General features: G+C 43.5%; 7 protein-coding genes. 1 reads left to right on the forward strand and 6 read right to left on the reverse strand.

Features of this window, described 5'->3' with window-relative positions:
- Nucleotides 1–25: 25 nt before the first annotated feature.
- A complete protein-coding gene (locus ACJAZP_RS04370) occupies nt 26–739 on the reverse strand; it encodes an exonuclease domain-containing protein (protein WP_415229517.1) in 714 nt (237 codons plus the stop codon).
- Nucleotides 739–2,583: a DUF294 nucleotidyltransferase-like domain-containing protein gene (locus ACJAZP_RS04375; RefSeq protein ID WP_415229518.1), complete on the reverse strand. Its 1,845-nt coding sequence runs from the start codon at nt 2,581–2,583 to the stop codon at nt 739–741. The genes ACJAZP_RS04370 and ACJAZP_RS04375 overlap by 1 nt, the downstream gene beginning before the upstream one ends.
- Before the next feature lie 541 nt (nt 2,584–3,124).
- On the opposite strand from ACJAZP_RS04375, the gene ACJAZP_RS04380 reads away from it, so the two are divergent.
- Nucleotides 3,125–4,915, forward strand: a complete 1,791-nt coding sequence (locus tag ACJAZP_RS04380; protein ID WP_415229519.1) for a solute:sodium symporter family transporter — start codon at nt 3,125–3,127, stop codon at nt 4,913–4,915.
- Between the two features lie 1,067 nt (nt 4,916–5,982).
- Here ACJAZP_RS04380 and pyk read toward each other — a convergent pair.
- From pyk to ACJAZP_RS04400, 4 genes are all read right to left on the reverse strand, one after another.
- Complete coding sequence (gene pyk, locus ACJAZP_RS04385; RefSeq protein ID WP_415229520.1) at nt 5,983–7,413, reverse strand: pyruvate kinase; 1,431 nt, start codon at nt 7,411–7,413, stop codon at nt 5,983–5,985.
- Nucleotides 7,414–7,503: 90 nt separating this feature from the next.
- Nucleotides 7,504–8,664 carry a galactokinase gene (gene galK / locus ACJAZP_RS04390; protein ID WP_415229521.1) on the reverse strand — a complete coding sequence of 387 codons (1,161 nt, stop codon included), beginning with the start codon at nt 8,662–8,664 and terminating at the stop codon, nt 7,504–7,506.
- A 42-nt stretch (nt 8,665–8,706) separates the two neighbouring features.
- Complete coding sequence (locus tag ACJAZP_RS04395; protein WP_415229522.1) at nt 8,707–9,765, reverse strand: UDP-glucose--hexose-1-phosphate uridylyltransferase; 1,059 nt, start codon at nt 9,763–9,765, stop codon at nt 8,707–8,709.
- 185 nt (nt 9,766–9,950) lie between these two features.
- Nucleotides 9,951–12,053, reverse strand: coding sequence for an alpha-galactosidase (locus tag ACJAZP_RS04400; protein ID WP_415229523.1), 2,103 nt, complete (start codon nt 12,051–12,053; stop codon nt 9,951–9,953).
- Nucleotides 12,054–12,207 lie beyond the last annotated feature (154 nt).

A 12,207-nucleotide genomic window follows, 5' to 3' on the forward strand; every position in this document is an offset into this window, starting at 1 on the left:
CCAAAGCATAAGGCCGTAGTGCAAGCTATTGGCTTATGCTATATAGCTCTTCAAATGTTGCTTTTCGACGGCGATAAATGTGTGCAATTTGTGCGAGTAAAAGCTCGGCGGTTGAGAGCGCATCAATCAGGGCGTTATGCGCTGCATAGTTTGGCAGGTTATAGCGCTTTCTCGCGGAGGAGAGGCGGTGATCTTGCCCGACATGCATCTCTTTCTGCATGGCGCGCCATTTTTCAATTATCAAGGTGTCAATCCATAGCAAGGGAGCTGCCGGAATGCCCAGGCTGTTTTGCATATAAAAATCGACAAAGCTCTTCTCAATCACCTGGCTATGAACCACTAATATTTTACCCGTGCTGCAACGCAGTAGACTCGCGATAGCCTCGTCCAGAGTGATCCCCTGACTGAGCATTTTCGGTACGATATGGTTGATAACTGCGGTTTCGTGATTAATCAACTTATCGTTACGGATATAGAGATGCTGCTTGGAAGCGACATCTATCTGCATTCCCGAGATCTCTATCCATCCAATGCTGATAATATCGTTACTTTCAGCCTCAAAACCGGTCGTCTCAAAATCAACAACCAAAAAAGAGAGCGCTTCAACCGGCGTACTTTTAGCGGGTAACGCTGCCCACAGGTGCTCTTTCAGGAGTTCTGGCGGATTGTGTGTTAAGTACTCCGTTCGCTTTTCTTGCAAGCGAGCGAGTGGATCGCGTTTTTTAAACAAGCGCAGCATCAGCTAAACCTCATTTTTGTAGACTGTTGCCAATCGTCAATTAGACGAAAAGCATCCTTGATGTGCTTACGTTCAAAACTGCCAAAATAGTCAGGATCTATCTGGCTGCTCGGCACTTCTCCTTGGCTCATTATCTCAGCCTGGTAGGCAAATCTAAAGCTATTCAAGAAGTCATAAACGCTAAGGATATTCTTTAGTGTGGCATCGTTGATAATACCCATTTTATTCACTGCGATTAATCTGTCTTTGGTGTTACAGGCATCTGACTTGGCAGAGAGTGCGTAAATCCTCGCGAGATCGACAATAATATTGATACCGTAGCGTTTAATATTAAGTGATTTCTGGTTATTTTCATTCTTGGTTAAGACCAGATTATGGAATATGCCTAAAGGTGTACGGTTTTCCACAGCATCCCTAATTAACTTGGCAAGAAAAGTGCGCTGTGAGGCCATCTCTTTAAATTCATTGACCAGTTGGGTCATAAATTCTTTATTCCCGTAAATAACCCGGTTATCAAGGAAAACGCTGAGGTTTAAGAGGCACTCGTATTCAGGATTCTTGATCCATTTTTTGTAGTATTCACGCCACATAGAGAGAGGCTGACACCACTTTGCAGTGACGGCCATAAACTTGCCAGTACAAAGCGCATAACCACAGAGATCCAGTCCTTTTGTAACTATCATGGCAAGATGCTGAAAATAGACCCGGTCTTTTATCGTCGCCTGATCGGAAAGAATTATACCGCTATCCTGATCAGATAAAATATTGACCTCTTTGCGGGCATGAGAGCCTGAAACGAACCACGCAAAGTCGCAGGGGACAGGGCCCAGTCTTTTAATGGCGATATCAATAAGGCGTTGATTAACCGCGTCCATAATAGTACTGAGAATGGTACCTATCAGATCAGCTGGCACCTTGTCATTTGCCAACTCTTGAAAGATCCGATCACGTTCAGGCATAAGAGCTGCCAACTCGGACTCGCTGCTTGATTTTTTTATCTTATTTATAAGATAAACCGCCTGTATGCGCTGATTTTGAAATAGCTGATGCAGTGAGAGTAAACCTATGACCTGACCATCCTCAACGATAGGAAGGTTTTTAATATTCTTTTCCATCATGCTTATCGCTGCATCGAAAACCGTTTCCTGTGCACTAATGGTGATCGGAAATGGGCTCATAATCTCGCTAATAGGCAATTCAGTACTCTTCCCGTCAGCAATAACCCGCTCGATCATGTCAGTGTCAGTGACTATACCGATTAACGCATTATTCTCTTTTACAATCGCGCAGGCAGCATCTTGGGCACGCATTATTTTGGCAACCATTTGAACCGAATCATGACCATCAACTTGAGTGTATTGTTTGTTTGAGACTTGCTCTACGGTATTAAAAAAGGAATTGCTATTGATATCCGTCCAGGTTGATTCGACCGCTGAGCGTATTCTATCTTCTGGTTTTGCAGTAAAGTGTTGCGCGTATTCCGGGTATTGAGACTGAATATGATGGATAGTCTCTGCTGGAACTAAGTAGAGTAATGAATTCTCAATGGCTTTTATTTGGTAACGTGTTTCTGAGGCTGAAAACAGGCTGAAACCGAATACATCATCTTCTTCCAGACGCCCCCTGAGTGTTCCATCTGCCAATCTTTGCTCAACGGCACCTGTTCTGACAATAAAGAGGTATTTAACCTGCTCGGTTTGCGGGGGAGGGATGACCTCTCCTTTGGCAAGGTAGATGATTTTGATTGTTGAGGTAACTCTATTTAATAAAGCCTTCGGCAGGCGACTAAAGGGGTCAATATTTGCGATAAAAAGTTCGATATTAGGAATTAGTGTCTCTGACATAATAGGAAACCGATAGAGATAAATACAATAAATATTTTATAACATGAAATGGCAACGCTTACACTTATCTGAGTAATATTTTTATTAAGCACATACTCCTTGGATCTTCTGAAGTTAGGCCAATGCCAGAGAAGCGGGTCAATGCACCCAGTAGTACTGGTCTACGGTATTGTTGGTTTTTCGTCAGCAAAGGTTTATGAGCGGTTAAGCCTGGTGGGGTTCTCCCTTACTGAAGCAATTATTTTCCGCAAGAGATAACGGATTTTGATACCCACGGAGTGCTTGGCTTATATTAGGTGTTACGAGTGTTTGCGAAAACATAACGGAGTACAGTCTAGATCACATTATAAAACCATGCGAAGTGAGGTGGATCACGTTTTTAAGTGGAGTGTCTACATTTTAGCCCTTGTACTGTTAGTGTTCAGTTATTGTTTTCGGAAACACAAAAAGCGAGCTGTGTCCCAGATTTATCTGTTGTTTGCAAAAACAAAAAATATTGTAAATTTATTTTTCAACCTTAAACATCAACCGGAGAAACATCATGTCAATAACTGTTCTTTTGTCATTCTTTTTCTTTACAGGCTTTGTGGTTTTATACACATGGTCGAAAGTAAAGAAAGATAAAAATGATTCTAAAGATGGCTACTTCCTAGGCGGGCGTAGTTTAACTGGTGGTCTTATTGCAAGCTCACTTATCCTTACCAACCTTTCTGCTACTAGTTTTGTCGGTATGAGTGCGCTTGCATTTAAAGGCAATATGGCGGTAATGGGCTATGAAGTAGCATCTGGTATTACGCTGGTAATCATTGCGCTTTTCCTCGTTCCACGCTACTTGAAGCAAGGTATTACAACCATTCCTGATTTCTTGGAATCGCGTTATGACCTTTCTGTGAAGAAGTTTGTAACTATCCTATTCCTGCTAAGCTATATCATTAACCTGCTACCAAATACACTTTATGCAGGCTCAATGATTATCGGCGGTATCTTTGATATCGAAACGCTACTGGATATTAATCGCTTCCAGTCAGTGCTTCTTATCTCATCTATTATCGGCTTCTTAGGTTTGTTCTACGCAATTTATGGTGGTCTTAAAGCCGTTGTTATTGCAGATAGTATGAATGGTGTGGGCCTTATTGTTGGTGGTATGATGATCCCAATCTTCGGTCTTATTGTCCTTGGTGACGGTAGCTTTACGGATGGTTTTATAACAATCACAACAACTGCCACTGAGAAACTACAGGCCGTTGGTGCACCGGATGATCCTAACGTACCATTCTCAACGATGTTTACGGGTCTTCTACTTGTTAACCTCTATTACTGGGGTACTGACCAAGCAATCATTCAACGTGCACTGGGTGCAAAGAACCTTAAAGAAGGTCAAAAGGGTGTGATTCTAGCGGGTGCCATTAAGGTAATTACGCCTCTATTCCTAATCATCCCTGGTATTATTGCTTACCATCTGTTCGGCAGTGTCGATGCATCTGGTGTTGCCTATGACGCGGATACAATGTACACACGTTTAGTCGGCGAAGTGCTTCCTAAGCCATTAGTGGGCTTCTTTATTGCAGCGATGTTTGGTGCAATCCTATCTACCTTTAACGGTGTATTGAATTCATCAACAACACTCTTTACGCTAAACGTATATAAGCCTTATTTTGATAAAGAAGGTAAACTTTCTGATCAAGAGTTAGTACACAAGGGTCGTATGTTCGGTGTGTTCATTGCAATCTTATCGGTTGTTATTGCCCCGTTCATCATGTATGCGCCAAATGGTCTGTTCGATTTACTACAACGTCTTGCTGGTCTATTTAGTGTGCCAATCTTCACTATCGTGTTCATGGGATATGTCACTAAGCGCGTTCCTGCTATTGCAGCAAAAATCTCTCTCGCATTTTTCGTAGTCGCCTACGGTATTATTCAGTTCACACCGACTGAATTTCAGGATTCATTAGGTCCGCTTAGACCGCTTGCTGAATTGCATTTCTTCCATCAACTAGCGGTACTATTTGCTATTTGTTGTGGCATTATGTTAATTGTCGGTAAACTTCGTCCTCGTGAAACTGCATACGTTATGCCTGTAAACGACAATATTGATATCACACCTTGGGCATTCCGCTTTGAAGCGTCAGGAATCATTCTGTACATGGTACTGGGTGCGTACATCGTATTCTCAGACCTTGGTCTGGTAACGGGTGATAAAGGCTTAATCGTCATTTATGCTATCGTTGGTCTTGTTCTTCTTGTTGGTCTAGCAAGCAGAATTAAGACGAAAATGAGAAAAATAGCGAAAGATGATGCTGCCGCTGAATTGCAAGAACTGACTGCTAAATAACAGCTAAATTCTTTCTTTCCCCTAAAGCAGAGTTAAATAACTCTGCTTTTTTTTTGCTCGAAAAAGCTGGCAAACAAGCCATTCGTTAAGCTTCGTCCGTTGAGGAGGAAGCTTTGTTGATCTTCATTGTCTTAGTTTTTATACCCAAGCTACCTGAACCCTGCATCTTCAGGTGGTTTGGGTATAAAAAAAAAGTAAGCTTATCCTGATATAACCTAGTGCATTAATGGCTCGCTTAATGTCGCGAAAGAAAGCAGATAAAAGTGAATGCCGCTGTTAAGCAACGGGGATATATCCCCAATAAAGGTATGCAGATATAAGGCAGAGTAAAATCAAAGTTATTGGTTTGGTAAAACAAACCTTAGTATAAAAGAAACGCATTGCTCGAAACAATCCCAGCGTTTGAATTGATCATACCAAACGCATTAATAAAGTGATCTGATTTGCTATTTAAAATTGATCATAAATTTAATGGCTGTCTTATTTGAACGCCAACTAGCACCAACCATGACAACAAACGCATAGCTCGTAGGGTGCATTCTATGCACCGATTTTCGCTGCCCGCGGTGCATAGAATGCACCCTACCGATAACACCATATCAAATGCATTAATAAAGTAATCAGATTTAGCTTTGTGAGCGTAAATTTTTCCTTTGAAGCAACTGATCACTTATTTGATGTGTTTGCTATAAAACCTAATGCCACAGCATATAAAGATTGGAGACGTTTTTCATGATGGCATTTTGCAAAGTTCAGTGATGTTCATTTTTCAATATCGAGATAATCAATTGGTGCGTTTGGGAACTACATGGCGATAGCTATAACTGATTGATAAAATGAAATGATCTAACATTTCTTCAAAAATGTCGATCCCTCGGCAGGTATTACAATTTGAGGGGATACTTGAGGTTCATGCTGTCATTTGGATAATTGACGGGGCTATTTGGGGCTCTTTAACTTGGTATCTTACGGAAAGAAAATATCTAAGGGAGATTAAAATGCGTAAAAGCTAAAAGCCTAAAAGACGGGCTTTTAGGCTTTTCATTTTTATTATTAAACTTTTATTATTAAACTTTAATTATCTTACAGGTATTTGTTGAACCAGTGTCAATATTATCACCATGGGTGAGTAGGACTAAATCACCTTCTTTTAAGTAGCCGTGATCTTTTAATGTTTGTAGCGCTATTTTTATAAACTCACTGCTATTGGTTGTTGTCGAGTTGAATTTAACCGGCGTTACACCACGGTACAATGCACAATAATTCAGTGTTTGTGGATTACTTGAAAGTGCATAGATAGGTAAACCAGAGCTTAAACGCGACATCAATAGGGGTGTTGTGCCGGATTCTGTTAGCGCAACAATGGCTTTAATACCAACCGTATGATTGGCGGCAAACATGGTGGTCATTGCTAACGCTTCACCTGGTTCGTCAAATGTATACTTCATACGATTATTCGAAACATTGATGCTTGGGTGTTTTTCTGCACCAATACAGACCTCTGCCATCGCTTTAACGGTTTCCACCGGGAAATCACCCGCGGCGGTTTCACCAGAAAGCATCACCGCATCTGTTCCATCTAAGACGGCATTCGCTACATCCATTACCTCTGCGCGTGTTGGCATAGGTGCGCTGACCATAGATTCCATCATTTGTGTTGCAGTAATAACAACACGATTTAAGCGGCGAGTCGTACGGATCATATTCTTTTGTACGCCAACTAAACGCGCATCACCAATTTCTACACCGAGATCACCACGGGCAACCATAACAACATCCGATGCTAGAATGATATCCTCTAGTGCTTCTTGAGTTTCAACGGCTTCTGCACGCTCAACCTTGGCTACTATTTTAGCAAAACAACCCGCGGCAACCGCCAACTCACGGGCATAACGAATGTCCGCACCATTTCTCGGGAAAGAAACGGCCAAATAATCACAGCCAATTTGCGCTGCAGTGATAATGTCTTTTTTATCTTTAGGGGTTAATGCTTCTGCTGATAAACCGCCCCCTTTTTTATTGATGCCTTTATTATTGGATAGCGGGCCGCCGATTGTCACAATAGTATGTACCTTATTGCCGGCAACGCTTTCGACCTGGAGCTGCACCCGGCCATCATCAAGTAATAAAAGATCACCGGCGCTCACTTCCTGCGGCAGTGTTTTATAGTCAAGGCCAACTGCCTGTTGATTACCCTGACCTTTTTCAAGATCGCTATCAAGAGTGAATTTATCACCAACGGTCAATTGTATCTTGCCTTCTTTAAAGGTGGATACGCGAATTTTAGGGCCCTGCAAGTCACCCATAATAGCGACTTCCACACCCAATCGGGTCGCGATTTCACGCACTTGATCGGCGCGTTTAACATGATCGATGGCTTCCCCGTGGGAGAAGTTCATGCGCACCATATTGGCGCCTGCGACGATGATTTTTTCGAGATTATTATCACGATCCGTTGCCGGGCCTAGGGTGGTTACTATTTTAGTACGTCTGGTCATTTTAATTCCTGTTTATATTGATTTCAAAACAGTCCCGACGAAGCTGCCCGGACTGTTTTATTAGTAGATGTTGTGGGAGTTGTTATAAATTTAAGCGGGTAATACTGAGCCGGCTCCGGCTTTCGCCTGGCAGACGTAAATTGATTCTTTGATGCCCGTTGCTGCTTCATATTTGCTTTCAACGGCTGTTTTTACCTGGTCAACTAAGGTTGCAGGCACTAGCGCGACAATACAGCCGCCAAAACCGCCACCGGTCATACGCACGCCGCCTGATTCGCCTATTTCAGCTTTAACAATCTCGACAATCAGATCAATTTCCGGCACGGTAATTTCAAAATCATCACGCATCGAAATATGCGATTGTTCCATCAACACTCCCATTAACTGCATGTCATTCCGGCGCAGTGCGTCAGCTGCCTGAACGGTGCGATCATTTTCGGTGATCACGTGGCGTGCGCGTTTGGCGACCACGGGATCGAGCTCGTTAATGCGCGTTTCAAACTGCTTAATGCTGACATCGCGTAATGCGGGTACACCGAAAACTCGAGCGGCTTCTTCACACTGTAAACGGCGAGTATTGTATTCACTGTCTACCAAGCCGCGTTTTTTATTGGAGTTGATGATCACAATGGCCATCTCTTCAGGCATTGACACCGCCTGAGTTTGCAATGAACGACAATCAAGCAGCAGGGCGTGATGCTCTTCACCGCATGCGGAAATAAGCTGATCCATAATGCCACAGTTACAACCGACAAATTCATTTTCTGCCTGCTGACCGTTAAGCGCTATATCTACCTGGCTGATATTTAAATCGTAGAGTGATTTAAAGGTTTGCCCAATAACTACCTCAAGGGCTGCCGAGGAACTTAAACCCGCACCCTGGGGGACATTACCGCTGACTACTATATCTGCACCCTGAAACTGGTAACCACGGTCCAATAAACATTTTACGACGCCGCGGATATAGTTCGACCACATACAATCATTCTGAAATTCAATTTCTTTGCTTAAATCGAACTGATTTTCCTGATTGTCATAATCTACGGAAATAATACGTACTATGTTGTCATCACGTTTGGCTGCCGCAACTATCGCTTGATAGTTAATCGCACAGGGCAGTACAAAACCATCATTGTAATCGGTGTGCTCGCCAATTAAATTAACCCGCCCCGGCGCCTGAATAATGTGCGTTGCCGAATAGCCAAGCTGCGCCGCAAAAATCTCTTTTACCTTTGCAATTAATGTCTTCATTGTCTTTGTATCCTATCTTTTATTGTTAATTTTCTGCACGGCTCAGTCTGCACTTTCTTTATAATGCAGATCGCTGACATCACGCAGTTTTTGCGCGGCCTGCTCTGCGGTCAAGTCACGTTGACTCTCGGCCAGCATCTCGTAACCGACCATAAACTTGCGTACGCTCGCCGAGCGCAGCAGAGGGGGATAAAATAAAGCGTGTAGCTGCCAATGGTCGATATTCGTGCCCTGCTCAAAAAAAGGTGCGTAATGCCAGCCCATTGAATAGGGAAAGGAGCATTTAAATAAATTATCATAACGGCTGGTTAATTTTTTTATCGCCAGGGCTAAATCATCGCGCTGCGCATCGGATAATTCACTCATGCGGCGAATATGGGTTTTCGGTAATAACATGGTTTCAAAGGGCCATGCAGCCCAGTAGGGTACAACCGCAAGCCAGTGCTCAGTTTCTACTACTGTGCGTTCACCGTCCTGTAACTCGGCCTGCACATAATCCATTAACAAATTTGAGCCGTGCTCTTGGTGATAGGCTTTTAATAATTTTTCTTTACGTTCAATCTCATTGGGTAAAAAGCTATTCGCCCATATCTGGCCATGCGGATGTGGCTGTGAACAGCCCATGGCAGCGCCTTTATTTTCAAAAGCCTGTACCCATAAATAATCTTTACCTAATTCTTCAATCTGCTCATTCCAGGTGTCGATAACGGTGCGGATTTTATTAACAGGTAACTCGGGAAGGGTTTTACTGTGATCCGCTGAAAAACAGATAACCCTGCTTAACCCGCGTACCGCTTGAGTTTTAAACAATGGGTTAGTTGATACCGGCGCATCGGGACTGTCCGGCATTAAGGCGGCAAAGTCATTATTAAAAACATAAGTACCGGAGTAGTTCGGGTTTGTGTCACCGGAAATGCGTGTGTTGGTCGGGCATAAAAAACACTCTTTATCATAACTTGCCAGAGTTTCGGTGGCAGGGGCTTCATCCTGACCGCTCCAGGGGCGTTTGGCACGATGTGGTGAAACTAAAATCCATTGACCCGTGAGTGGGTTATAACGGCGGTGAGGATGATCGGTTGGGTTAAAAGCTACAGTAGTCATAGGGCTCTCTTCTATTGTTACACTGTCAGTAAATACTGTTGATGATGATGATGAAATAACCGGGCTATCAAATACTGAGCTTGCGGTTAGGATCATTGTGCTGCTCGGTAAAACCGCTGCACTTAAGCTAATTTTTTTACCGGCGAACTAATCAGGTAGCCGGTAAAAATTATATTTTGTTGCTGTTAGAGTTTTTTTAGATAGACCATCAGTGCTGATTCAGGATCCAGAATAGGCAAGGTCAGACCGATCTCTTTCAGATTATCGCCGCTTAAGGTCAATGTCTTATCCAGCCACTGCGGACGCTGTTTCATTAATTGGAAGCTGGTATCAGGGTTTTCAACTAATGAAACTTGATACTGGGCAGCCGGATCAATGCAGCTAATGCGCAGGGGTGAGGGTAATGCGTAATCGGGCATGGTTAATTGGCATACGGTAATCAGCATTTCATCGTCGCTGTGCACGCCATAAATATTCTGGCGTTTATCCGCTGTATCTACGCGGAAGCTGCGGCCGCTATGGAGTAAGTGCCGGTACTGTTTATGCAAAGCAATATATTTGGCAAAAGCTTCCCGCTCTTCTTTTGGCACGCTAACCGGATCCAGCTCTACTCCCATGTGACCGCCTAATGCGGTTACACCACGCATGTTGATATGGTGACAACGACGTGTTGTATGGCTCTCTCCGGGGCCGATATGCGCGCCCATCACTTCAGGCGGGAAGAAGTAGCTCATGCCGCGTTGGATTGCCTGACGCTCTAAGGCATCATTACAATCAGATGCCCAGAAACGATGGGTACGTTTTAGAATTTCAAAGTCTATTCGACCGCCACCCGATGAGCATGATTCAATTTCAACTTCGCTATGTGCGGCTAATAATTTATCCAGCAATGCATATAATGCGTTAGTCTGTCCATGAACAGCCGGTTTCCCTTGATGACCCGGTTGTACTAACTCGCGGTTCATATCCCATTTCAGGTAGGAGATATTGTAACGTGTGAGCAGATCATGGAGTCGTTCAAAGAGGTAGTTAAAACAATCAGGATTTTGCAGATCGAGCAGGTATTGCCAGCGACCCGATGGTTGATGGTAACCCTTTAACTCCAGAACCCAGTCAGGATGTTCACGATAAAGTATGGAGTCATGACTGATCATTTCAGGTTCAACCCAAAGACCAAACTCCATGCCCAGATCATTAACATGCTTAATAACGGGCTCTAATCCATCAGGGTATTTTTTTTCATCAAGGAACCAGTCTCCCAGTGCGGTACGTTCACCGTCGCGGCCGATAAACCAGCCATCGTCGATAATAAAGCGCTCGACGCCCATCTGACCGGCTTCCGTTGCCATTTTCATAATATATTCGGGATCATGCTCGAAGTAGATACCTTCCCAGGTATTAAGGTGTACCGGACGGGGTTTATCCACGGGGAATTTTATAATGTCGCTGCGCACAAAACGGTGGAAACGTTCAGAAATACCGTTTAGACCTGCGCCGCTGTAAGTGGCGTATAACCAGGGCGTGGTATAACTTTGTTGCGCCTCTAAAACAGCTTCACCAGCAAGCAGCAGTTCACCGGCCTGAACAAAACGACGACCGTCACTTTTGACATCGGCACGCAACTGGTGGTTACCACTCCAGCCTAAATGAAAGCCCCAAACTTGGCCATTTTGCTCGTTAAAGTGTTCGCTACCGACAAACAGACCGGGAAAGTTTTCGTGGGATGTTCTGCCGCGACGATTTTCCTGCATGAAACCACCATGAGCAAAACTTTGGCGGTGAGTCTGGAATTCACGACTCCAGCGACCGTAGAAAGACATCAGTTCATTGGCATGGTTAGCAACTGGTAATGTTGAGGAAAGCTTGGTTAGATAATATTTGGTTTCCCCCATATTAATCACTTTAACGCGCTTCTGAATAACATCACTTTCGAAATCAAGCTGCAGTTCAATATCTAACTGCAGCTGTGCAACCTTATCCTGCAGTTTAAAAACAACAGATTGCTTCGATACTTGTTGATCAAAAACGTCAAATACAGGAGCCCAATCAAGACTATCACGATGGCCTTCAATACCAGGGGCATTGAAATGACCGCGACCCAACTCCGGGCATAAGGTCAGCGGAACATCAACATCAAGGCGTGCTTGAGAAATCGGACGCTCTGTTGACAGTATAATATCGGGATCAATCTGATTTATTTTTGGTCCCCAATGAAGAATTTCAGGGTTACGATCAACCTTTATCACCAGGCTGCAACTTTTACTGGTAAGGTGAATAATATTGTTCATTTTAGCTCCTGTATGTAACGGAATTTTGTGTTTGCGGAAACATTTCCATCTACACTGACATATTTTCCGCCAATTGCACGTCATTCAGTCTGTTAATGTGATGCCTGTCAATTATTCACTTCTATTGTGCAGACTAGATCTCGATCGTATTGTT

Origin of the sequence: Psychromonas sp. (assembly GCF_047632955.1) — a bacterium.
GTDB lineage: Bacteria > Pseudomonadota > Gammaproteobacteria > Enterobacterales > Psychromonadaceae > Psychromonas.